Annotated in this window: 23 protein-coding genes; 12 read left to right on the forward strand and 11 right to left on the reverse strand. The window is 49.1% G+C overall.

What is annotated here, in order from left to right:
• The coding region (locus N836_RS74710; protein ID WP_023072485.1) for an ISAzo13 family transposase at nt 1-540 on the forward strand (540 nt) is incomplete at its 5' end.
• Here the strand turns inward: N836_RS74710 and N836_RS56280 are convergent.
• Nucleotides 464-1,072, reverse strand: coding sequence for an orc1/cdc6 family replication initiation protein (locus N836_RS56280; RefSeq protein ID WP_023073660.1), 609 nt, complete (start codon nt 1,070-1,072; stop codon nt 464-466). The two genes, N836_RS74710 and N836_RS56280, sit on opposite strands and share 77 nt — an antisense overlap.
• Before the next feature lie 399 nt (nt 1,073-1,471).
• On the opposite strand from N836_RS56280, the gene N836_RS56285 reads away from it, so the two are divergent.
• Nucleotides 1,472-1,759 (forward strand): hypothetical protein, encoded by a 288-nt coding sequence (locus tag N836_RS56285; protein WP_023073661.1) that lies wholly within the window; start codon nt 1,472-1,474, stop codon nt 1,757-1,759.
• 160 nt (nt 1,760-1,919) lie between these two features.
• On the opposite strand, the gene N836_RS56290 is transcribed toward N836_RS56285, so the two are convergent.
• The 4 genes from N836_RS56290 to N836_RS56305 all read right to left on the reverse strand — a co-directional run bounded on the left by N836_RS56290 (nt 1,920) and on the right by N836_RS56305 (nt 6,958).
• The gene (locus N836_RS56290; RefSeq protein WP_023073662.1) at nt 1,920-3,488 is read right to left on the reverse strand and encodes an Hsp70 family protein; all 1,569 of its coding nucleotides are present in this window, start codon (nt 3,486-3,488) and stop codon (nt 1,920-1,922) included.
• A 60-nt stretch (nt 3,489-3,548) separates the two neighbouring features.
• Nucleotides 3,549-4,052 carry a nucleotide exchange factor GrpE gene (locus tag N836_RS56295; protein WP_023073663.1) on the reverse strand — a complete coding sequence of 168 codons (504 nt, stop codon included), beginning with the start codon at nt 4,050-4,052 and terminating at the stop codon, nt 3,549-3,551.
• 20 nt (nt 4,053-4,072) lie between these two features.
• Nucleotides 4,073-4,369: a J domain-containing protein gene (locus tag N836_RS56300; protein ID WP_023073664.1), complete on the reverse strand. Its 297-nt coding sequence runs from the start codon at nt 4,367-4,369 to the stop codon at nt 4,073-4,075.
• Nucleotides 4,370-4,432: 63 nt separating this feature from the next.
• Complete coding sequence (locus tag N836_RS56305) at nt 4,433-6,958, reverse strand: tetratricopeptide repeat protein (protein WP_081716899.1); 2,526 nt, start codon at nt 6,956-6,958, stop codon at nt 4,433-4,435.
• A gap of 614 nt (nt 6,959-7,572) precedes the next feature.
• On the opposite strand from N836_RS56305, the gene N836_RS56310 reads away from it, so the two are divergent.
• Nucleotides 7,573-8,589, forward strand: coding sequence for a hypothetical protein (locus N836_RS56310; protein WP_152532176.1), 1,017 nt, complete (start codon nt 7,573-7,575; stop codon nt 8,587-8,589).
• Nucleotides 8,590-8,699: 110 nt separating this feature from the next.
• Nucleotides 8,700-9,047 carry a DUF4189 domain-containing protein gene (locus N836_RS73485; RefSeq protein ID WP_023073667.1) on the forward strand — a complete coding sequence of 116 codons (348 nt, stop codon included), beginning with the start codon at nt 8,700-8,702 and terminating at the stop codon, nt 9,045-9,047.
• A 791-nt stretch (nt 9,048-9,838) separates the two neighbouring features.
• Here the strand turns inward: N836_RS73485 and N836_RS56315 are convergent.
• Entirely contained in the window at nt 9,839-10,393 is a 555-nt protein-coding gene (locus N836_RS56315; protein WP_023073669.1) for a DciA family protein, read from the reverse strand.
• A 101-nt stretch (nt 10,394-10,494) separates the two neighbouring features.
• Between N836_RS56315 and N836_RS56320 the strand changes: the two genes are divergently transcribed.
• Nucleotides 10,495-11,778, forward strand: a complete 1,284-nt coding sequence (locus tag N836_RS56320) for an SPOR domain-containing protein (RefSeq protein WP_152532177.1) — start codon at nt 10,495-10,497, stop codon at nt 11,776-11,778.
• Nucleotides 11,779-11,859: 81 nt separating this feature from the next.
• Nucleotides 11,860-12,540 (forward strand): PspA/IM30 family protein, encoded by a 681-nt coding sequence (locus tag N836_RS56325; RefSeq protein WP_023073671.1) that lies wholly within the window; start codon nt 11,860-11,862, stop codon nt 12,538-12,540.
• Between the two features lie 119 nt (nt 12,541-12,659).
• On the opposite strand, the gene N836_RS56330 is transcribed toward N836_RS56325, so the two are convergent.
• A complete protein-coding gene (locus N836_RS56330) occupies nt 12,660-13,811 on the reverse strand; it encodes a histidine kinase (RefSeq protein WP_023073672.1) in 1,152 nt (383 codons plus the stop codon).
• 394 nt (nt 13,812-14,205) lie between these two features.
• Between N836_RS56330 and N836_RS73490 the strand changes: the two genes are divergently transcribed.
• The 5 genes from N836_RS73490 to N836_RS56355 all read left to right on the forward strand — a co-directional run bounded on the left by N836_RS73490 (nt 14,206) and on the right by N836_RS56355 (nt 18,060).
• Complete coding sequence (locus tag N836_RS73490; protein WP_023073673.1) at nt 14,206-14,775, forward strand: hypothetical protein; 570 nt, start codon at nt 14,206-14,208, stop codon at nt 14,773-14,775.
• Nucleotides 14,776-14,920: 145 nt separating this feature from the next.
• Nucleotides 14,921-15,418, forward strand: a complete 498-nt coding sequence (locus N836_RS56335; RefSeq protein WP_023073674.1) for a hypothetical protein — start codon at nt 14,921-14,923, stop codon at nt 15,416-15,418.
• Between the two features lie 85 nt (nt 15,419-15,503).
• On the forward strand, nt 15,504-16,598 hold the full coding sequence (aroB, locus tag N836_RS56340; protein WP_023073675.1) for a 3-dehydroquinate synthase: 1,095 nt from the start codon (nt 15,504-15,506) through the stop codon (nt 16,596-16,598).
• Nucleotides 16,599-16,666: 68 nt separating this feature from the next.
• Nucleotides 16,667-17,302, forward strand: a complete 636-nt coding sequence (gene hisB / locus N836_RS74715) for an imidazoleglycerol-phosphate dehydratase HisB (RefSeq protein WP_071789066.1) — start codon at nt 16,667-16,669, stop codon at nt 17,300-17,302.
• A gap of 65 nt (nt 17,303-17,367) precedes the next feature.
• Entirely contained in the window at nt 17,368-18,060 is a 693-nt protein-coding gene (locus tag N836_RS56355; RefSeq protein ID WP_023073678.1) for a Uma2 family endonuclease, read from the forward strand.
• Between the two features lie 6 nt (nt 18,061-18,066).
• On the opposite strand, the gene N836_RS56360 is transcribed toward N836_RS56355, so the two are convergent.
• The gene (locus tag N836_RS56360) at nt 18,067-19,734 is read right to left on the reverse strand and encodes a CocE/NonD family hydrolase (RefSeq protein ID WP_023073679.1); all 1,668 of its coding nucleotides are present in this window, start codon (nt 19,732-19,734) and stop codon (nt 18,067-18,069) included.
• Nucleotides 19,734-20,195, reverse strand: a complete 462-nt coding sequence (locus N836_RS56365) for a cupin domain-containing protein (RefSeq protein WP_023073680.1) — start codon at nt 20,193-20,195, stop codon at nt 19,734-19,736. Before N836_RS56365 ends, N836_RS56360 begins: the two co-directional genes overlap by 1 nt.
• A gap of 574 nt (nt 20,196-20,769) precedes the next feature.
• On the opposite strand from N836_RS56365, the gene N836_RS56370 reads away from it, so the two are divergent.
• Nucleotides 20,770-22,020, forward strand: a complete 1,251-nt coding sequence (locus N836_RS56370) for a PP2C family protein-serine/threonine phosphatase (RefSeq protein WP_235071114.1) — start codon at nt 20,770-20,772, stop codon at nt 22,018-22,020.
• A 60-nt stretch (nt 22,021-22,080) separates the two neighbouring features.
• Here the strand turns inward: N836_RS56370 and N836_RS56375 are convergent, their stop codons facing one another.
• Together N836_RS56375 and btpA are read right to left on the reverse strand one after the other, a co-directional pair.
• Nucleotides 22,081-22,992, reverse strand: a complete 912-nt coding sequence (locus tag N836_RS56375; protein ID WP_023073682.1) for a vitamin K epoxide reductase family protein — start codon at nt 22,990-22,992, stop codon at nt 22,081-22,083.
• A 155-nt stretch (nt 22,993-23,147) separates the two neighbouring features.
• Nucleotides 23,148-23,960, reverse strand: coding sequence for a photosystem I biogenesis protein BtpA (gene btpA / locus N836_RS56380; protein ID WP_023073683.1), 813 nt, complete (start codon nt 23,958-23,960; stop codon nt 23,148-23,150).
• Nucleotides 23,961-24,110 lie beyond the last annotated feature (150 nt).

Genomic DNA, 24,110 nt, shown 5'->3' on the forward strand with positions numbered 1-24,110 from the left:
GTGGCCATTCCCCACGGTCTCTATGACCTTCAGCAAAACAAAGGGTACGTCCAAATTGGGACGAGTCGAGATACCTCAGAATTTGCCTGTGACTCCATCTATCATTGGTGGACTCACCATGGGAGCAATGACTATCCCACGGCCTCATCGATTCTCCTATTGTGTGATGCCGGAGGGAGCAACAATGCGCGTCACTATATCTTCAAGGAAGACCTCCAAACTTTAGCCAATGACTTGGGAATTGAGATTCGCGTTGCCCATTACCCACCCTATACCTCCAAATACAATCCTATTGAACATCGATTATTTGCTCAGATTTCACGCACCTGCCAAGGGGCCATTTTTGAATCGCTTGAAGCACTCAGCAACTTGATAGCTCAAACCTCTACCAAGACTGGATTATCCGTTGTGACCACGATTATCGATGCGGTCTATGAGACCGGACGTAAAGCTGCCGATGAGTTTAAGGCTCACATGCCCCTTCGCTTTGATGACCATTTACCTCAATGGAATTATGTCGCTCAACCACAACACATATAAAATTGGAAGTTATTAAATCCTTATTCCTTAGCATGGCAGCATCAGTCCCTCGCTCACCAACAACATCTACAAGCTTTTTATTGGATTCCGATAGGTTTAGTAATGTCCCTAATACATCAGTGCTCAGCTTAACTAAGTTTTTGACCCGTTTCAGTTGGTCATCAGTAACCGCCCCCAACCGCCTTTCTGATTGGGTCTCCAGCTGGTTAAGAGTATCAAAATACTGATTATACCGATCCCAAAATGGATCTCCGCCCCAGGTATCTACCTCAGCGATTTGGCTGTAGAGCTTAGCCATCAGCTTAATAGGCTCGCTAATACCTTCGGTTTGGCCATAGTACACAATGGCTGTTCGGGCCTTTTCCCTAGCCAGTTCCAAAAGCTGTCGTGTCAGATGTGATTTACCAACACCCCCTGCTCCCCAAGGATGAAAGACGATAGGACTTTCTGAGGGCTTTTCTAAGGCAATTGCAAAGTCTTGGACAAAGTCTTCAGCTTCTGGTCGAGAAATAAAGGGCTCGGCAGGAGGCATAGTGCGAATATTAAGCAGGCTGACCAAATTTTAACTTTTGTACCCTGGGGTGTCTTTGGCTAAACATCTTGATTTAAGGAATATTGACTGTTCTGGCACAATCCTCTGACTAGAGAACACTTTAAATTTTATTGATTCATCCTGGCCCATTGACTGAGTACAAATGTGCCCGTATTCTGGTCTATCAAGCCGCATTTGCGCGGTGATCATACAGAACTCAATCTTTGGCACCGTTGGCAGGTGTTGCAGCACCTAGCCAACGGCTAACCCCCGCTGACGCAACCAGTCGGAGGCTTTGGTTATGGTACCTTAGCTGTCCCGATGTGCCTATTTCGGGGCAGCTGAGGAGCGAGTTCTGGCTTCCTTGTCCTTTACGCTTACAAACAGGAAACCAGAACCATGCCAACAACAATTGAACTGCAAACCGCAGCACCGTCCGCCTTTCGCGACGTGCCTGCCCCCGTTGTCTTACCTGCCATCCTGGCTACCACATCGCCATTCCAGCCCGATAAAGTCCGCCATTTGGTTTTTGGCACCACTGCCGCTGTGCAGTTCACCATCAAAGACCTCCACAGGCGCGGCTATGCCGAACCCAACGATTGGAGCCAACCCCTACCCACCGGACGCCCCGGTGAAGTCATGGCCATTTTGACCAAGCGTATTGAGCCAGAGCCCCAAATGTCGTAATGCCGTAGGTTGGTGTTGAGCTGGCAAAACCCAACAAATCCAACCATTTTGCGCTTAGGGAGCCAGGCCATGACGCAATATATTCTGCATGTTGGGTTTCGTGCCTCAACGCCAACCTACGAGATATCGCGGGGCACCCGGAGCCCAATGCCCCGAAAACCTACTCTTCTTCATCGGCGGCCGCTAAGGCCGCCATCAAGGAACCTTCACTTAAATCAAACAGCTGATCCAAACTCTCCTTTGCCTGAACCAGTTCGCTGCTGGATAGCCTGCCAGTATCGGCATCACTAACCACTAGAGAGTTCTGTTGTCCAGCGCCCTTTTCGGTAGCCGTGACAGTGAGAATGCCGTTGATGTCAAAATCAAAGGAAACTTCTACCTGAATGGCACCTGCTGGTTTGGGGGGTAACCCTTCCACCATAAAAGACCCCAAGGGAACATTTTCTTTGGCAATGGCATTTTCACCCTGATACACATCGATCTCCACTTTCTCCTGGTTATTGCTAGAGGTTGTGTAAATCTCAGAGCGCGATGTAGGAATCACCGTATTGCGCGGAATAATCGTGCTGAACATCCCTGGCATCGGGATGCCCATGCCCACATCCATCATGGCGGCGATGCCAAGAGAGTGGGGGACGACATCCACCAAAATCGACTCAATTTCAGCCCCTGAGAGCACACCGGCTTGCACCGCAGCCCCCATGGCGACACACAGGTCTGGCTCAAAGCTGCTGAGGGGTACCCCTGGCAGATGGTTTTGTACCAGTCGTTGTACCAAAGGAATCCGGGTGGAGCCTCCTACCAACACGATCCGATCAAGGTCATCGCCTGCCATAGAGGCATCACTCAGTGCCCGATCAATTGCTGCCAAGGTTTCCTTGAGCATGGGGCTAATCAAATGTTCAAAATCATCTCGGGCAATTTCTGTTTCCAGGTGCAGGGCGGTGCTGCCCTGGCTCACTAAAAATGGTTCTCGCACTGTGACAAAACCATGCTCACTCAGCTCAATTTTGGCGGCTTCTGCTGCTCGTAACAATCGGGCTTCAATCGCTGGATCGTCGGGTAGAGCTTCACCATGGACCTGCTGAAACTTGTCTGTTAAGTGGCGCTGCAGCTGGCGATCAAAGTCGTCTCCGCCCAAACGATTATTGCCATGGCTGGCTAATACCTCGGTGACATCACCGGTAATATCGACAATGGAGACATCAAAGGTGCCTCCACCCAGGTCGTATACCAAAACGGTTTCTCCCTCTTCGCTGCGATTTTCAAAAACCAGTGCGGCAGCTGTGGGCTCATTTAAAATTTGCAAAACTTCCAACCCGGCAATCTCGCCAGCTTCTTTGGTGGCCTGACGCTGGGCATCAGTAAAGTAAGCGGGTACCGTAATCACTGCCTGGGTGATCGGTTCTTCGAGCACCTTTTCGGCCTCTGCCTTGAGGGTACGCAAAATCATGGCCGAAATGGCCTGGGGGGAGTAGGTTTGATCGCCAAGAACAGCTTGAAAGTCTGTTCCCATATGACGCTTAATAGATTTAATTGTGCGTTCTGGAGCAGAAGCATACTGACGTAGGGCATAGGCTCCTACTAATAGCTGACCGTTGTTATCTAAACCCACACAGGAGGGCAGTAACAGTTCATCATCATCGTCCGGAATCACCCAGGGTTGACCGCCATCCAGGGCAGCAACAACAGAATTAGTAGTGCCGAGATCAATACCGATAATGGCCATGGTTTAAAGGCGAGAATTTTATAGGGTAGAAAAATGTGCCTGGATAGACAATCGGGATTTTTAGGAACTTGATGATTGATGGTCAGTTGCTTCTGCAACAATTACCTGGGCTTCTCGTAACACTCGGTCTTGCCAACGATATCCTTTGAGAATTTCCTTAATGACCGTATTGGGGGGAGCTTCTGGACTGGCTTCTCGTCCCATGGCGTTCATTTGGCTTGGATCAAAGGGGTACCCCAGGGTGTCGATGGGGGTTACTGCCTGGCGTTCTAATATGTCTAGAAGCGACTGCCGAATTAGAGAAACGCCATCGTAAGCACTCTTGACGACGGCATTGAGTTCGCCAGGGTGGTCAGGCGTTGGCTGGGTAGTCCAGGGAAATAATCTGCGCCACCAGTTACTGCTGTCGGCAGGCTGTTGCTGTTGCTGCTGCTGCGCCTGCTGCCAGTGGTTACAGGCACGGTCTAAGTCATCCAACACCGGTAACAGTTCTAGAAAAATTTGAGACTGCTGTTTCTGAAGCTGACGACGCTGGGCGATGCGATCGCGAGGAGACTGGGACATTGGCGTTCTTATTAAAAGCGTTAAAAGGTAAGGCGGGTGAGCGTTTTTAGATCAACCTGAATCTTATCAGTGGCCTGCTCCCTGAGGGTAGCCAGGGTTTTATCATCAAAACTGGCTTCTAGCGGTTTGCGCTTAAAGAACTCTTCTACGGTGACCGTGCTGCCTTGACGTACGGCATCATAGGCGGCTCGAATTGCTTTAAACTCCTGGGGGTGGGTATGGGCCGGAAATTCTTTTAGTTTGGCGTGATAAGCCCGTTTAATCTCTTTGGGACTGGAACCAGGGGCAATACCTAGCTGTTCAAAAGGGTTGTTCATAACTTATGTTGTAAATTTTCTAACGTGCAGATGTTCCATGGAACGCCTATGGGATTGCATATATTATCGAGATCGCCGAGAGCGTTTAGATTTTTTTGACTTCGGTGGTGGCCCAAAAAACTCTTGCTCAAAGGCGTCTGAGTCTTCAAAACCGCCAAAAATGGGCAAAGGGAATCCTTCGCCGGAGGCACCACCAAAGGGACCACCCGGCGGCATGGTTTCTCCCATTTCAGCGGCCATCATTTCCATAATGATTTGCTCCATTAATTCTGGTGGGACTTCTTCCCCAAACTGAGCCTGGGCCATTTTGGCGATCAGATTCACCATGTCCTGCATGGAAGGGGGGCGACCTGAGCGACTCATGCTAGACATGGCTGAACGGGTCATGGACTGGGACTGGAGCCATTCTTCATCACGGCAGGCATTTAGGGCCTCAGCATCCTGTAGCCGCCGAGCCAGGTCAAACCCCTGATCAAACAGTTCCTGATACTCAGGACTTTCGTAGGAAAATGTCGTTGCTTTGGCTAACAGCAACAGTGGATTTTGAGGTTCTTTGGATAATGCCTGATCTAGCCATGGTAACAATACAGATGTAGTTGTAAACCAACGCACATTCAGCTGTAGCTGGGCAATGGCTTGATACGGCTTAGCTGTAGATTGTAGATAGTGATTGATGGGGGTAGTCAGACGATCAGCTTTCTTTTCTTTCACCGTCAGGTACACCAGGTTGGCAACTTGTGCCTCAGGCTGAGAGTTTATTAGCTGGACCAGCTGAGTGTGATAACGATTTTGCAAAGCGGCAAGGCCCTTTTTCCGTTTGGCATAGAGTGCCATTACTAAACAAATCGCCTGGAGTACGGGCATCTGTTCAGCCGGGTTTAAGGGGGTCAGCAGCGTCTCCCATTGATTAGCGGCTTTAGTTTGGTCAAAGGTCACGCGCTGATCTTTATTGGGGGTATCAGTAGCGGCATCGACAAAAATCTTGATGGCACGACTAGGGAAATCATGGCGCTCTAAATTGCCAGTGGCATCCTGCAGCATAAAGAAGAGGCGGTAGGTAAAGATTTCCTGCCAGCGAGGAATATCGGGTTCAGTATCCAGATCGCCAAAAGCCTTGCCGTACTGACGCCTTACCTGCTTGATAGTATCGGTGTCACCGGTTTCTTCGAGACAGTTAATCAGCTCCTCGTAAATGTTGACAAAGCTGGAACCTCCTTTGAGAGCCTGGGTGAGTAGTGGAATCGCCTGCTGATAGTGCTTCCGTTTTGCCGCCAGCAGTCCCTGGCGACCAATCACAGAAGGCGAGTCGGCAGCCAATTTAATTGCTGGTTTCAGGGTTTGTTCCGCCTGTCCCAGTTTTTTGAGATTGATTAAATGGTCACAGGTCCAGCAGTGGAGATGGGCCAAAATAGACTGCTGTTGCGGCTTGGTCCAGGTGGTTTGCGTCTCTACCCATTGGACTAACTTTTTGACAACGCCTATGGCCGCCTGGTCAGCTCCACTTGCAAACATGGCCTGGCGGAGATGAATGGCAATTTGTGGGTCTTGGAGGGTAGGGGGTAATAAACGAGACCAGAACACCTCAGCATACTCAGGCTCATCCATCCTCATGGCGGCGTCACCAGCCAAGGTCATCAACGGGTCATGTAACTCCTGGAGTAGAGGAAATGTATTGGCTGTTTCCTTTGAAATGTTGAGAAACATTTGGGCCGCATCATAGACTTCGTCACTGTCGATCATGCGCAGGGTTTCTAGCACCAAAGCAGATTGCTTTTCTATCGGTGTGAGACCCTCAAGCGGAATATGTTCTGAAAAGTCGTGACTAAAGGTGTTGGCTAATTGAATCAGGGTCAGCCGGACAATAGCCGGATGCTTGTCATAATTGGGTGTGAAGGTTGAAAAGGGTGATAGGCCCATCAATGGGCGGTTGAGTCCTAAGGTTTGCTCAGCGTCTGTCCAATGGCCTGCCTGCTGTTTGGCATAGGCTCTCCAGGCAGATGGCCTATCTCCTGGAGTCATTGGACGATTCACTTTGTCGAAATGGGCCAGCGCCGCTTCATAGGATTTTTGGGTGAGCGAGAGCAAACCTCGGGCCCAGTGGATATGGACGGCGTAAAAGCGCTGTTTCTTGGTTTCGATCAGGGTTTCTAGCGTGTCGATGTGATCATTGAGCACCAGCAGCTTGAGATAACATCCTCCCTGCTGCTTGGGCAGTTGTTTGGTGTCGAAGGCGGTTTGTACCAGGTCTAAAGCTGCCTGGGGCTGGTCCTGTTCAACTAAGCATTTAGCCAGCCAATAGTAGGCTTCACCCTGCTCACCGCAGACCCCCATCTCCATGGCTTGCTGCAGGGTTTCCTCGGCTTTGCGGTAATTGCCTTGCTCAGCTTCATTGATACCCCAGGCCAGTAAAATATCTGCTTCGCTCAGCTCGATATCACTGAGTTGATTAAGTTTCTGAGCCCGTTTTAACTTTGTCAGTGCCTGTTGATAGAGCCCCTGTTCATAGCATTGGTTAATCTGGTCACCCAACGACGACTTTGACAGACTCGATAACTGTTTGAAAGACCGCTTAGAACGTCGCCTACCCATGGGTGACCTCCTTGGACTGATGTTCTATTAGCCTAGTAGATGAAGTTCTGTAGTGAAAGCTTTGTAAGTTCGTTTTAAGTTTTCGTGAGCACCTGTTTGACGGTCAGGGCAACTCACCACAGGCTAATTTTTTCTTTCTGATTTAGCCTCTAAATTCTCTCTTCAAAGGCTAGAATAATGATGCAGATCACAAGTTTTCTGTAAGGCAGATCGTATCTTGTGTTGATATTCCCCCACTGTAACGTGCCTTGATTTGAATCATATTGTTCCTGGCAAGAGATCAGTTTGTAAACTGTCCTGGTTGTGGGTGTTAATCCTGCCTTTTAAGAACGAAATTGCAATGCTTTAGCTTGTGACGGTTAGAAGAATGGTCCTGCTTTAGTATGTCTTCAAGAACAGGTAGCTAGGGTCTAGTTGTTGCCGCTGGGTGCTATCTATTACTCTCTTCGGAGAGTGCTCTACTCTATCTTTCACTTTGGTCAAGATAATTTTTATCTCTAACAGCATTAGTTCTTATTTATTAGAACGTTTGCTATATCGGAATCAGGTGTGTCATATCCGCAGCGGCATTCACTTTCTCTTATCGTTGTCACCTTCAGGATGCACACACAGTAATGGCTGCACATTCAATGGGCTTACCATCAGGCCTAATAGAAGATATTGATCTTGTTATTCGTCAGGATGCGCGCGAGTTAATTGAGCGTATTGAGCAGGGACTGGCGTCTGAGCATCTATCAAAACCTGCGTATCGTGAGTTGGGTAAGTTGCTGGAGCAAGTGCCGCACCTCGAACTTACTAATGACCAGATGCTGATGCCAATGATGCAGCTGGCGGTTAGTTTATTGTTGCCGACAGAGGCTGCACCGAAGAATCATCAGTCTCCAGCGATGTCGATGGCAGAACGGGTATCGTTGGCTCGCGATATTCGCAAACGCATTGCCCGTGAGATTCGCATTTATCGAAATCCGCTGGCGGCTGTCTTGAGTGCGGGGGGCTCTCCTGCAGCACAGCTGATCTCGGGATTAACCTGGTTCACTATTACAATTTCGCTGCTGATTGGTAGTACCACTGCCGTCCGTATGTTTTTGTCGAATCAATATGATATCGGTTATCAGCATGGTATTAGTCACGCCCAGCAGCCCAACTCTGAGGATGAGGCATCGGAGTCTGTTATGGATGATGTTGTCGTTGAGGGTGAACCCTGGGGGACTACGGCGATTGCGGAAGGAGAAGCCCAGGGGTCTCATGTGGAGCTGTTTTCGTCCCAAGAATGGCAGTATATTCAGCTGGTGCTGGCGGCAGGTGGTTTGGGTAGTATTGTCAGTGTGATGTTGCGATCGCGAAAATTGGAAAATCGTAACCGTTCGCAATCTGTGATTCCTTTCTTTATTGGCTTCTTTAAGCCAGTGGTAGGCACGGCCTTTAGTTTGCTAGCTGTGGCGCTCATTGAGTCAGAAATTGTAGTGGTATCTGGATTTAACCCCAGTGATGCAGAAACCCAGTCAAAGTATCTATACTTTGCGATCGCGTTTATCGCCGGATTTAGTGAGGTGTTAGTCCCAGACTTTCTAGCGCGCACTGAAAAGTCAATGATATCTGGCAATAGTAACAAAAAGGATGATCTCTCCTAAATAGACTCGGATCGATGTGTGACGGCCCCGTAAAGAGAACACGGGGCCGTTAATTGGCGTTTGTGCAAGTTTAAAGTTGTATTAGCCGTTTTGTTGTTCCTGATTAGCCCATGCTAAAGCCTACTGTTCTTGGTCTTTTAATACTGAGCACCATTTTATTGACCCATGCCCAGGCAGCTCAGCGGTATGGTGCGATCGCAATTTCTCAATCCGGTGACTGGGGAGTGACGACCAATTACTTATCCGTTGATAGTGCTGAGCGAGAAGCGCTCCGTAGCTGTGGCGATGTCAACTGTTCCATTCGAGTTTCATTTCGGGGCTGCGGTGCGATCGCAGAACGCGATCGCACCCTTGCTTGGGGAGTAGCTTCTTCAAGTGTACGTGCTAGAGACCAGGCCCTGAGAGCGCTAGAGGGGCAGGGAGAGATTCTTGCCGAAGTGTGCAATCAAGCAAACTAAGGTGAGAAAGCTCACTCTGATTTGAGATCAACCAGACTGATGTTATGGCCTTAAAAAGGGCAACGGTGCGTTTAGACCCTTGCCCTTGTATTGATAAAGTGAAGGTTAGGTAGCGCTTGGCATGACTGGCTGCTACCTTCTATTAGACAGAAAAACAGTTACTGAGAAAGCTTGGCTAACGAGTGGTCTATCGATGAAAATCGACTCGATAAAATTGGCAAAGGTGCAGGGGCTAGCTTTTTTTCTGCAGCTATTTTGGTGAATTCTGCCTCTGAATGCTCAAGGTCTGAATGGCTAACATGGGGCAATTGTTGAAATGGTGATTCCGCTAAACAACATGTTTGCCAAGCAGACTGAACCGGCACGCCCAGTTGTGAACAATTCCCCCCACGGCGGCCGATGTGTGTATAGAACCGACAAGCACCGCATCGAGCAATTTCACACTTTTTACTACTCATGAAGAAATTATGGAGAGAGTTTACTACAAGCCTTCACCTATTGTTCATTGTGGGTTAATTACTCCGGAAACTCTCATGTCTCAAAAATGTTAAAAGCTTGATACGCCAAGCTTTGGCAGTGAGTTTATTAAAATTTCCTCATTAAGGTTTTCTTTATATTTTATTTAAATAAATCAACGTTTTTAAAATCTTTTTAAGAATTGACTGGGATCATCTGATGGTAGGTGTTTCCTGAAAACTAATTTTAAGATTTAGGTGGAATTACGGCTGTTAATTTATATCGAGTTTGACTGGAAAAACTGATTTTAGAATATCTATCTTTATCCCTTTGTGTTATTTCCATGTTTTAGAAATACATAGCGCACACATGGTCCATCGGGCTAGTTCACCTGGTGGACAAAAACACTGACATTCTGGACACAACTCCTGGGATTTTTGCTGACTTTTTTTGATGTTTGCCCAGCGATTAAAGGCGGCTTCAGGTGTTTTTATCTGTGTTTCCTCAGGGGGGAGATCAGGTTCTGTTATTACGCCAATGTAACTGGGGTGAGCCTGAAGCTGGTTGCTAACAGGGGATATTTTGCGGACGGGTTTTGTATGCCACTGAGCGCTGGAAAAGCGAATGTCATCTAATGGCGTTGCGATCAGGCGATTGAGCTTGTGAAGAATACGCCGCCGTTCCAAGGTGAGGGTCTGCGCCCAGGAAGCGTTGGCTACGGTGACATAGAGGACATGGCGCTGAATGCTGGCTGGCTTTGTTTGCTGGGCAACCACATAGCCCACGGCTTTGGGCCAATAGTCAGTAACCTGTCTAAATTGTTGCCGGGCCTGCCAGTTGGGATGGGCTTCAATATCAGTAATTAGCGATCGCAATCCGGAAAATCCCATTCCTACCCCTTTTGAACACCAGTCATTGCTTAACTAACGTGTTAACGTATGGTCTATTAGTGGCGGCTGCCCACCTTTATCTGTCATTTTAGCTGTGTCCCATGGCTGCTTCTTCAGACAATACCTCCCCTTCAATGCCTCCTCGACCTGGTTCAGGGTCTGGAGCTGAAATCGCACCACAGCTAGAAAGTGTGTTGCGTAATCTTAATGTCAATCTTGAGGATGAACTGACCCGCTATCGGCGTCAACGTCATGGCCGAGTACCGCCACCGCCGCCGCCACGTCGTGCCGCCCAGCGTCAAACTATTGATCTGATTTCGGTGGCCGCCTCTGCGTCCGGTGATACGACCACTGAGGTTCCTAGCCATCCTGCTACGCCGCCGCCGCCGCCGCCCAACCCGTTTTTGCAGACAGCCGCCGAGCTAGAAAATGACGACGTTGATTTGCAAGATTTGTCAGACATAGAGCCGGCGGCGGATGAGCCTGTTCCAGAGGCTACAGAACAGGCTGACGCTGAGGTAGATAGCTCCTTGCCAGTACCGTCTGCTGATCTGCCAACAGACGGGTATTTGGAGTCATCAGAAGAATTGTTGAAGAGTATTGCAGAAGAACAAACCGAGCCAGCGGACGTTCCTGAACCTTATTCTCCTGAGCGTAAGAACAATATTTTGCTAAAGCTGGCAGGGTTGGCGCTGGTGCTGCTGGGTGGGGTGGCCGTTGGGTTTGCCATTACCTATCCATCGCAGTTGCAAAATTTGCGATCGCGGCTGTGGCCCAATGCCGAAACGAGTACAGCTGAGACCCCTGATGCTGAGGCTGCCGATGAGGGCGACAGTGCTTTGCCAGAAGTGTCGGATTCCGAATCAGCGGCTGCCCCAACTGCTGGGGCAGATGGCTACCAGCCACCGGGTCCAGATCTCTCGACCCGAGAATTTAAAGAACTCGATGATGTTAAGGATCTGGTGACCTTAGATATTGATAGTGCTAATGGCAGCAGCGCTGCACCTGCAACGTCACCGTTGCCTAACCCGGCTCAATCGCCACTGCCTACACCGACGGAGTCAGCGGCGTCACCCACTAGTTCGCCTGATCCAACAGCAGCTGCACCGACTCCAGCTGCAACACCGACTCCGACGACTCCGCCAGCTAGCCCATTACCCACCGATGCCAATGGCTCTAATTTTTATGTCATTGCCAGCTACACTGGCGATGCATCCTTAAATAAAGCACGTGAGCTGGTGCCCGATGCCTTTGTTCGCAACTTTGATGCTGGTGCCCGTATTCAGTTGGCTGCCTTTGATAATCGTGCCCAGGCGGAAGATCAAGTGGCGTTTCTAACCCAGCAAGGAATCACGGTAGAACTCTTTGGTCCGACGAACGAATAATCTCCCTGCTATGCTAAAAGTGTCGGCTGCTGCTGTTCCTGAGCGGCCTGTCTGTGCTAGTTAGGCAAAAAAGGACTATCGATGGGATTGTTAGATCGTTTCTTGCGGGTGGTACGCTCCAGCCTCAATGATGCTGTTCATGGGGCTGAAGATCCAGAGCAGCTGTTGGAGCAGGCAACTGCAAATATGCAGGAAAATTTGCTGCAGTTGAGACAGGCTGTAGCGGTTGCGATCGCTACTCAGAAACGCAGTGAACGCCAGTACGATCAGTCCTTAATCCAGGCGCGTGAATTTTATAACCGTGCCCAGAGTGCTCTGGCCAAAGGGAATGAGGTTTTGGCTCGCGAGGCCCTCAGCCGTCGTCAAAGTTATCTAGAAACTGCTAAGGCCTTAGAAGGTCAGCTACAGCAGCAGCAAATCAGCGTTAAACAGCTGAAAGCTAACATGCGGACGCTGGAAAGTAAGATTGCCCAGGCGCGCACTCAAAAGGACATGTACATCGCGCGGGCTCGCTCAGCCAAGGCCAGTCAAAGGTTGAACGAAATGATTACTCAGGTGAATGGCAGCCATTTTAATCAAATTGAAGACAAGATTCTAGATATGGAAGCCAATGCGGCGGCAGCGGCTGAATTTAATACCCTGAGTCAGGATACGTTAGACCAGAAATTCTCAGCTCTGGAGGCGGGACGTAATCCAGATAGCAATCCTGTAGATGTGGAGCTAGCTGCCCTCAAGGCGCGGCTAAATCTGCCTGAAAGTTAGGTTGTGAGCCGTTGCTGATTGAGGGAATGAACCGTTCTGTTAAAAACGCCAGATATCAGTATCTTGCAGATGCAATCATAATGCAGAGCAGCAATTTCGGTTTTTGAAACGGAGCCGTCCTAGAATAATTTTTGCTGATTATTGGCTTGCTTATAAACCGGCAAAGTGAAGTGAAACGTACTGCCTTTTTGAGGGACTGAATCCACCCAAATTTGACCATAGTGTGCCCTGACAATGCGCAAACACAGGGCCAAACCCAGACCATAGCCATCCTGAGATTGGTCTCGCTGCAGTCGAAAACTCTCTTCGAAAATCCGGGCTTGCTTATCTGCAGGGATACCTGGTCCCGTATCTTGAATACTCACTTGCACCTTTTGAGTGGTACGGTGTAGCGCTGTAATCACCACCTCACCACCATTGGGTGTGTATTTCACCGCATTGTCCAAAAGATTGGTAATCACACGACGTACCTGGTTTGGATCAGCATGAACCTGAGGCAAGTCCTGAGGCATATCGAGGCGAATAATTTGTTCCTTGTCTTTGACTTTAGTGGCCATGGAGTGAATAACTTCCTGACACAGTTCCTGTAGGCTCAACTCCTTTGGAAAAATATGCAGCTCGACACTGGGACCATGGGCGGCCTGCAAAATATCGGTGATCATCCGATCAATGGAACGGATTTGAGTCTTCGCATTTCGTAGGAGTTGTACCGTTAGCTCCGGTCGAAACCGTGATCGTCGTTCATGATTGGGGTCATATCCCATCTCCAGGGTCTCAATCGCAATGGAAGCAGCCGTCAGCGGATTGCGTAAATCATGGGCCAGCATGGCAATGATTCGATCCTTGAAATCTAGCTTGGCATTGGCTTCTGCATTGAGCTGTTTGAGCCGAAAAATTTCATCTGAGAGGTGGATAATTTCCGTTGATTGGGCAATGGACGTAGTATCTACAGATTGTTGGGTGCGATCGCTACTTTCAGCCTCAATTTCTGTCTGCCAGCGAGACCACCAATAATCAATCTGCGAAATAATGTTGCTACCCGTTAAGGTTTGACGCCCCGCCTCCGAAATTTTAATCAGCGTGGGGGTGATCACCAGCCTGAAATGTTCGGCCAAATACGGTTGCTCACTGACATCAATCACCTCTAAAACCGGAGCAATGACGCTTTCTAAGCCTTCAATATGCTGACGAATTTGACGCACTTGCTCAGCAGAGCTTGGCCGCTTATCAATAAACAGCAACAGCTTCAGCGGCACTTCAAGGGACGGCATAGATGAACGTTTGACTCCTGCTCAGCGATACGGGATATCCAATGACTGGGTGCCTAGCTAGCCAGTTATTCCTTTAGCCTACATCTTTCCAACGTTCGATGGTGGTAGCTCCTCAAAAGAATTATCTAGCCTGTCCTGTCCCAGTTGCCCTCAGACGCGCTCTATGCCAGTTACAAAACCCACCCATGCGGAATCAAAAGCCTTGAATTGTAGGGAATGATAGCAACTACATCGCTGGCCAAGATAAGGGCAATCGTTAAAGAGATATTAAAGGAAAATGCCTGATCAAGTTTTCAGATATATATCTCACCTACAGTGAAATGTAGAGCTTCCTTTTGATTGCATCCAGTCATTCGTTAGCGGTACTCGGTAGATACAGTGAGGCGCGGTGGTTATGCAGGTTTTAGCAGTTATTCAACGTCACATCCGTCAGCAGTATATGCAAACTCAAGTGAGTGATCTGCTGCATATGGGAGCTTTAGCGATGGGTGCTGCAACACTGCTAGTGACTCATACAGCCCAAGCCAGAATGGCAATATCGTCATCGGCGGAAAACAATGCAGTCGTTATCCATCCTCTACTCGCGCAAACCGCTCCGGTTGTTTCTGATCATCTGAGTAATGGTATTTATCTCTTTGGTGAAAAGCCCTTGCCGGATCAGTTGCAAACCGCGTACATGATTTTTGAAGCACAGGCTGGGCAAGTGGTCGGAGCCTTTTATTCTCCTCACTCATCCTTCGATTGTTTTCGAGGCAGCGTGGAAAATACACAGCTCTCGTTAGCAATTACTGAAACCTATTCTCAGGAAGAATACGCCTACGCCCTCGATCTTGAAGATACTCCTGTGGCTGGCCCTGGCAGCAGACAATTTGCGATTGAAGGATTCCATCAAATTGAAGCCGTTAGTGAAAATGATCTACGCATGCTGAGCACCTGCCAGGCTCACTATAGTCAGACTATTTGATCTGAGCATTTCTTTCTCCATTCGTTTAATCAGCTACAGTTTCTTTCTGCAAGCTAATTTATTTTCCTAGAAGCATTTGCTGACTATCCAATGATGCAGAAATAATGTCTTGGCTATTTGCTAAGGCATTGTTTTATCTTGGTAAGTGAAAATCTTTAGTTTTCCTCTGGTAATTGTAGGTGTGAACGCAGCAGAACAAGCCCGCAGCATCGAATATGCAAGCAAGATAGCCGCTACTGTTGGTGCCTTTAAAGGGCACCTCCCTGACTTACGCTCTGACCTTAAGCCCTGGGCCAACGATCCCGATACGCGGGACCTAATTGATCCTGATTCCATCGACATTGGGTTTCATTTTCCTGGTTTTAGTCGTTCGTTTAATTGTCGTAGCTTGTTGGTCCAGATTCGTCTTCATGCAGTCGCTGATGAGACCAGTCAGGGGGCAGCTGATACCGTTGCAAATATTGTTAAGGCGATTGGTGTTGATGTTGTCGGGTTTAATCACCATGGTCAGCAGTGGCATCTTTCCACCATTAACAATTGGCAGTTTGAAGGCGTGGCCCCACCCAAAGCAACCGCCGGAGAAAAGATTAAACTGTGCTGTCGGCAAATTTTTCAGGTATTCAATCCAGAAATTGAGATCTAGTGGTTGGTTTGAATAGACGCTCTCGATGACATGCCCGTAGGGCTATTGGGCAGTAGGATAGTTGAGTATATTGTGATTCAACTCAATGAAGACCGTTATCCCCGTCGAGCTTCCCCAAACCCAATATGACATCAATATTGCTACTGACGGGTTGCAATACTTGGGCCCCTGGCTTGCCGCTGTTGGTAGACAAGGTAAAGTGCTGCTTGTTTCCAATCCAGTTATTTTTAAGCATTATGGAGAAACTATACTCAACTCCTTAACTGAGGCTGGTTTTGAAGTCTGTCAGTGTATTTTGCCTGCTGGGGAACGCTACAAAACCCTGCGCTCGATCGAAAAAATTCACAATGTCGCCTTTGAAAATCGCCTAGAGCGCAGTTCCACGCTGGTGGCTCTCGGGGGTGGTGTTATCGGTGATATGACAGGATTTGCTGCAGCTACCTGGCTGCGAGGCATTGCGGTTGTTCAGGTGCCCACCTCACTGCTGGCTATGGTTGATGCTTCCATGGGCGGCAAAACCGGTGTCAATCACCCTCAGGGTAAAAATCTAATTGGCGCGTTTCATCAACCCAGCTTAGTTCTAATCGATCCCAACGTTCTTGCCACCCTTCCTGGTCGTGAATTTCGCGCTGGTATGGCGGAAGTCATCAAGTACGGCATTATCTGGAATGAAGGGCTATTTGAACAGCTAGAACAGGCTAAGCGTCTCGACCAGATGCGCTATGTTGGCGAAGAGCTGCTGCACGATATTCTTAAGCATTCTTGTCAGGCTAAGGCTGACGTTGTCAGCCAGGACGAAAAGGAAGCTGGACTACGGGCCATTCTTAACTATGGGCATACCATTGGCCATGCTGTTGAAAGCTTGACTGGGTACAAGTTGGTTAACCATGGTGAAGCAGTCGGGATTGGGATGGTGGCAGCAGGTGCGATCGCAACCGCCATGGATCTTTGGTCCCAAACCGCTACCGATCGTCAGCTCGCCATCATCAAAAAAGCCGGGTTACCCACCCAGTTACCTGCCAACCTCAACATTGACGACATTCTTACTACCCTCCGCAGCGACAAAAAAGTCCAATCTGGTAAAGTCCGCTTTGTCCTCCCCAAGCGCATCGGCGCAGCCTTCGTCACCGACCAGGTAACCGACGACATCATCCGCAGTGTTCTGGAGACAATGTTTTAAAAGCCTTTCACACTGATGAATTCTGTTTAGGGCGGCTACGAAGGCAGCCCCTACATTTCATAATCACCATGCAAACAACAGACAATCGAACCGCCAATATCGAATTCCCCACCCGTACTGCCACCGTCACCCGCACCACCAAAGAAACTGATGTCACCGTCACCCTCAACGTCGACGGTACCGGACAGTGCAATGCCAATACCGGCATTCCCTTTCTTGATCACATGCTCCATCAAATTGCCTCCCATGGCCTCTTCGATCTCGATATCCAGGCTCAAGGCGACCTCGAAATCGACGACCACCACACCAACGAAGACGTCGGCATCACCCTTGGCATGGCCCTCCACCAGGCCCTTGGTAACCGCAAAGGCATCGTCCGCTTTGGCCACTTTGTCGCCCCTCTAGACGAATCCCTGATCCAGGTCTCCCTGGATTTCTCCGGTCGCCCTTACCTCGCCTATGGTCTCGACATCCCCACCCAGCGCGTTGGCACTTACGACACCCAGCTTGTACGCGAATTCTTTATGGCCGTCGTTCACCATAGCCTCATGACCCTCCATATCCGGCAGCTGGACGGCATTAACTCCCACCACATCATCGAAGCCACCTTCAAAGCCTTTGCCCGTGCCATGCGCATGGCCACCGAAATTGATCCTCGCCGAGCCCATGCCATTCCTAGCTCTAAAGGCGTTTTACAGGTGTGAGCCTCAATGTCCACACAGTGGATAGAATAAGTACAAAGGTATCTTACTGAGACCGGGAGCAGGCCATGACCGCAACTATTCCCAATGTCCAGACATCTCAGATTATCTATCCCAGCGGAGATGGCACGCCCGTGGCTGAGACCTTTGACCATCTCTATGCCTTGCTGATTACCCTAGAAGTATTACGTCAGTATTTGAAGGATCAGCAAGCAACTGTTCTAGGTAATCAATTTCTGTACTACGCCCAAGGGCTACTTAACATGCGGGTAGCTCCTGATGTCATGGTGATTTTTGATGTAGAACCCGGTGGTCGTGATAACTACAAAATCTGGGAAGAAGGCTCGGTGCCAGCCGTCATTTTTGAAATGACCTCCAAAGGTACCCGGCAAAAAGATGAAATTAGCAAGTATGACCTCTATGAAGCCATGGGTGTGCTCGAATACTGGCAGTTCGATCCCAAGGGTGAATGGATTAATGACCGTCTGCGCGGATATCGTCTGGACGAGAATACTTACAAACCGATTACCAATAATGTCAGTCAGGTTCTAGGGTTACGCTTAGCGGTAGCCGATACTTTGATTGAGTTCTATAAGTTAGACACTGGAGACAAACTTCTGATTCCTGATGAACTAAAAGAGCGAGCCGATCAAGAAGCCCAGCGAGCCGATCAAGAAGCCCAGCGGGCTGACAGGGCAGAAGCGGAGTTAAATGCACTCAAGGCAAAACTCAAGGCTCAGGGGATTGAGCTAGAGGATTAGATTAGGTTAGAAAACTTGCCCATCGGCTAGAGGTAGAGTCAGATATGTGTCGCCATCCTGATAGACCGTCAGGGTTATAGTTCGATGCTCTATGGTTGGCACTCTATCTAGAGGAAATGTCCGGGTACCACCAGGGTTAACGCTATAGGCAGGAAAGCAAGCTGCACTGAGGCTCAACCTTAACGCCTGTCCAGGTATCAGACGAAAACAGGTGGGATGCAAAGGTAGCGAAATGGTTTGGGGCTGACCTCCATCAATGCGGCTGTAGCCTTGAGTAAGATTAAAAACTCTATGGTTTGGGTAAACCACCGACAGTACGGCACACAGGTCATAGCTGGATGCATCTGCCTCAATATTCACCGTTACCGTTACGTTGCCAACTACAGCCAGCTCTGTGTCTAGCAACCCTGTAGTATAGGTCAGAACATCGCTGCGGCCGTCAATAGCACTGCGCTCAAAGCAGCCCGATGGGAAACTGGCATGTCCCCCTAGAGAGGGCACAGGTCGCCACGGATCATGGACTAAGACATCAGAAACTGGGGGGGCTACCGATACTTGCTTACTAGGTAAGACCAACGCTCCATCATCCTCGCGCATGGCGGCCAGACCAGAGCTTTTCAGCTCATAGGTTTGCGTTGGAGAACGGCTGGGCCACTGGTCAAATCGTTGCCATTGATGGCTACCCATTTCAAACAGATGAATCGGGGGTTGATCCAGTAGCCCCGTATCGTTGTCTTTAAGCCAAGAATCAAACCACTGAATTTGCAATTTATCGATGGGATTCATCGCCTCAGAGCCAAAATCCCAATCGCCCACCTTGCGACTCCAGGGAATGTGACTCCATGGACCCACTCGCAAAGGCTGGGGATACTGACTTTTCGTGGCCATTTCCTTAAAGAGCCGGAGATCGCCTGTCAGGTAGGGATCAAACCAACCGCCCACGTGAAGCATTGGCAGATCCACATCAGTCAAATCAGGTTTCAGCGTGTGCCAATAATCATCATCTTTAGGATGGGCAATCCAACTGTGCCAAAACGAATCTGGAGCATACTGCTTCAGTACATCAGGGGTAGCTGTGACGGCCCCATTCAAGGGTAGGTTTCGAGAGGCAGTTCTGAGAGCATTAAAAGCAGTCGGATCTCCCTGCAAACGGGCTGTTTCTGCGGCTAGCTGAATTGCCCAGCCTAAACCTGCCTGCAGCCGCAGCGCACCATTTTCATAGGCCCAATCGTGGTAAAGGTCGTAGCCCACCATGGCGGGTGCCAAAGCCTTGAGTGCCGGGGGCTGAGACTGCGCGGCATAAAGCTGGGTCATGCCCTGGTAGGAAAACCCATACATGCCCACATGTCCATTGCTGCCAGGGAGTTGAGCGGCCCACTGAACGCTGTCGTAGCCGTCATCTACTTCATGGGCAAATAGCTCAAACACGCCCTCGGACGTGCCACGCCCGCGTACATCCTGAATTACCACAATGTAGCCATGGGCGGCATACCAGGTGGGATGAGCATAGACAACGGTGGATGCGATCGCACGCCCATAGGGTTGTCGCATCAACAACACAGGCCATGGACCGGCTGCATCAGGAAAGTACACATCCGCATCCAGACGTTGACCATCCCGAGTCTGCAGCGAATATACTTGCTTTGGCTTAACAGGCAAAAAATGAGACGACATTAAATACTGCGAGTACGATTCAGCACCGCCATGTCCTCTTCATCAAGTTCTGCCGGTATACCTTCACGAATCAATTCGGCAAAATCCTCATTCGGTACCATCACACTAAGCAAGTAGAGGCGCTGTGCACTGGTATTTTCCACAAAATGAACGCCGTGGGATGGCACTAAAATACTGTCACCTGTGCGAATCATTGAGCTTTTACCATCACAGACAACGCGACCTTCCCCTTGCAGTACGTAAAACATTTCAACGGCTACTTGATGACGATGGGTGGGCGTTCTGCCTCCCGCGTCAAAAATTTCTACGCAGCAGGTGAGCTTGGCATGCCCCAGGGTGGGGTCCACTAAGAGCGCTAAGCGGTTTTTATCCTCGGGACTAATGCGAAATACCTGATAATCTTCGGGCGACTTCAATACGGGTAAAACGCAGCTTGTAGGCAGAGCACAGGTACTTTTCATTATTTAAACGGTAGCAGCGCTACTTCAGCTTAAAAATCACCTCTGCACCCAGAGTGTTCTTGCAATAATTTTTCACTTACTACCCAGAGGGTGCTGCCACATTGGTGACATGTTTATACGGTTTTATACGGTCTTTGATTGCAGTCTAAAGGGCACACTTTTTAATCTGTAGACGTCCTTGCTTTAGATGTCACAGCTAGCCAGGGTATTTTTAGCGATTTTCGCTCAATTGCGAAATCGCAAATATCCTCTGTAGGCTGATAAAATAGGCCATTGCGATGCTAGCTTCCGGCTATTATTGCATTTAGCTCAAAAAATCATCACAGTTGTTTTACTGTTTTGTCTGCTGGCCTTTGGAAGTCTGTAACGTGCATATTTGGCTAGTTGCTTCATATGTCTAAAGTAAGAAGGGTACACTCTAGCTGAAACCAGAAGTTTTGATCCAACCAAGAGAGTTTTTAACCTTTGACATTATTCGATTGCTAGCTGTTTGCTAATGACTTCCGTAGGACTTCAATGCCATGAGTAGTAAAACTAATAGTCCATTGGGAAATGCCAGCATAGTGATAGGCGTGTGGCATCACGAGACAAACCTCTGCGTCGTATCGGTGTAATGGTGAAGGCAGCTGATCCCATCGCAGATATTTTGGTGATCGATGACGATCCGATCATTCGGCGTATCCTTCAGCGGATGCTGCAAAGTCAGGGATATCGTGTGGCGATTGCAGAAACTGCTGCTGCTGGCTTAGAGCAAGCATTGGCAATTACTCCTCCGGTAATCCTTTGTGACTGGCGTTTGCCCGGCTCTGTGGATGGGTTAGAAATTTGTCGCCGTCTCAAGGAGCATCCAGATTTATCCATGAGTTCGTTCTTGTTAATTACGGCTCATGCGGAAACGGCTAGTCGAGTGGAAGCCTTAGAGGCGGGTGCTGACGATCTGCTGATGAAACCGATTGACATGGCGGAATTGAAAGCTCGTGTTAAATCTGGAATGCGGCTATGCCAGCTCACCCGCGATTTGAAAAAGCAAAAGCAGTATCTAGAGAATGAGCTGGCAGAAGCGGCCTCTTACGTGCAGTCACTGCTGCCCAGAGATACGGATAAGCCCCCTGTCAAAATTCAAACCCGGTTTCTGCCCTCGCAACAGCTGGGGGGAGACTGCTTTGATTTTTACTGGTTAGATCCTGACTATCTGGTGATGTATTTGCTGGATGTTTCAGGCCATGGCTTAGGGGCCGCACTACTGTCGACATCGGTCCTGAATGTATTGCGATCGCAATCTTTACCCGGCACCAATTTTTATCGGCCCGACAAAGTGCTCGAAAGTCTGAATAACATGTTTCAGATGACCGACCAAAACGAGAAGTATTTCACCATTTGGTACGGTGTTTACAACCGAGTCAATCGTCAGCTGATGTATGCCAGTGCTGGCCATCCTCCGGCCATACTATTGTCCTCGCCCCCTGCCACAGCTGAAAAGACCAACGGGAATGGCGCTGCTGTAATGGCTGAAACGATGCGTTTACGTACACCCGGTATGCCCATTGGCATGATGCCTAATACAACTTATACCTGGAAGCGCTGTTCAATTCCAGATGATAGTTATCTATACATCTTTAGTGACGGTGTTTACGAGGTTCCAGAAACATCTGTGTCTGAAGCGGGTGAAATTCTTGGATTAGACAGCTTTATTGAGCATATTGTGAAATGCCCTCGTCCAGGGCAGCTCGATCAGCTGATTAGCCACGCAATCATGCCCACCAATGTCGATGTCACTCAGGATTTGGCCGATGATCTCTCGCTGTTGGAAATTAATTTTAGTTAATTGCATGTAGGGGGTGTTCCATGGAACACCCCCTACATGCAATTAATTCCCTACGAAAATTTAATTCTTAAAGTCCGTCGGACCTTGATAACCAGATGCGGATGCCAGGGTTTCTAATGTTTGAGTCCCCGCTAAAAATTGACCATTGACTTCCCATGTAGGAAAGCCAGTGACTTCAGGAACAGCACGACATAGGGATGCCTGAGAGTTAGCGCCATCATCAGCGCATTCAATGTAGGGCATATACTTTTTGGCTTCTTGGCCAAATAGCTGCTTTTGGTCAAAGCAGTGAGGACACCAGTATGCGCCATACATCTTTGCATCCACTTCTTGGAGATGCTTGGCTAAGGCTACTTCTGCTGGGCCGGAGATGGTTGTAACTGCAGGACCGCTATTGCCTGCTGCAGTTGCCGCTGGTCCATTAATACTGATGGAATACATGCCAATGGTGGCCACTAGGGTGACTACGCCGATGATGATGCCGCGAAAGGCGAGCGCTCCTTGATCTTCCCACTGACGCCCTAGAAGAGTGAGCAGGAACATAAGCGCTGTAAAGACAGCAGAAGCAATGCAATAGAGGCAAGCGGCCTGTAGCTCTGTAGCCAGTAGATACATTAAATATCCACTAAAGACCATCATGCCTGTCGCGCCAACAAATAAGAGTGGCCAGGTTAGATTTTCTAGCTTTTGGCGTTGTTTGATGTCTTTACTAATCAATGATGGTCCTAGGGATAACGCCACCATAGACAAGTAGGCGAGACAGCCAAACAGCGTTAGCGGAATCCCAAAAACTTCGGCGTAGGCACTGTTTAACACCTGATCGCAGCCCTTTACAGGACAGGCAGCATCGTTACCCATCAACTTAATTACCGTTAGATAGCCTGTGCCCAGGGCTCCAACGGTTGCGATCGCACCAATAGCTGGGCGCGACCAACGGTAAATTCCACGAGTTTCTTTACGGCGACGTCCCATAGTTTATAGATAACTCTAAGCTCATCAAGATAAACAAAAGGCAGGATAGACCCAGGTAGATAATCTGCTCCCCCGACTGCATATTAGACAAAAAATAGGGGCTTCGGTAATGATATGCCACAATCATCAATGTGGAGATGTACCATGGCATATCCCTAGGTTGGTGATGCGATCTCATCCATAAATTGACCGACACGGTTAGGATCTACGGCTTGCTCAATCTGCCCCCACCGTTTCAAAGAGCTAGAAACAATCACACCATCCGCCGACTGTATCAGCTGGTGAATATTGTCTACGGTTGCACCGCTGCCGATTAAAACCGGTGTTTCGCCCGCAGCCGCTTTCGCCTTTGCCAAATCTTGACTCGTGGGCGGATGGCCTGTAGCTCCACCAGAGACAATCACGGCATCTGCTAAGCCTCGATGAATAGTATCGGCCACAACATTGGCCATCCCTGTTTCCGTAGCGAGTGTACCCACAGGAGCGGCATGTTTGACCAACACATCCGCAAATACCTTGATATCGACACCAAGTTCACGACGATAGCGCATCAGCTGATGCGCATCCCCCTCAATTAGGCCCTGATCGGTGGCCATCACTCCGGTTAGCACATTCACCCGAACAAATTCGGCTCCTGTACAGGCGGCAATCGCCAAGCCACTGTGGGCGTCATTGCGCAAAACATTGAGGCCAATAGGGACGGCTACAAGCTGCCGTAGCCGACTAACGACAATGGTCATGGCGCTGACCACTGCAGGGTCAACAGCGCCCTTAGTAAACGGTGCATCAAAAAAATTTTCTACAATAATGCCATTAACACCACCGGACGCCAAGGCAACGGCCTCCTGTACGGCCCGGTCTATGACCATCTGTAAGGAGCCTTGCCAGCGAGCGGATGTCGGGAGGGGCAGCAGATGCACTACCCCAATCACAGGGGTTGATGTCTTAAAAAGTTCGTTTAACTCCACAAGATCTCAAAAATTGAACAAGAATTGAATTGTTTGCCATCATTGCAAGCAGCTGAGCTGAAATCAGCAGGATGTGCCAAGATTGATGAGGCTTATCCAGATTAAGCCCTCATGGGGAGTTGCAAGCATTTTTTCACTCAGACACAGTGA

Source organism: Leptolyngbya sp. Heron Island J (assembly GCF_000482245.1).
Classification (GTDB): domain Bacteria; phylum Cyanobacteriota; class Cyanobacteriia; order Phormidesmidales; family Phormidesmidaceae; genus Leptothoe.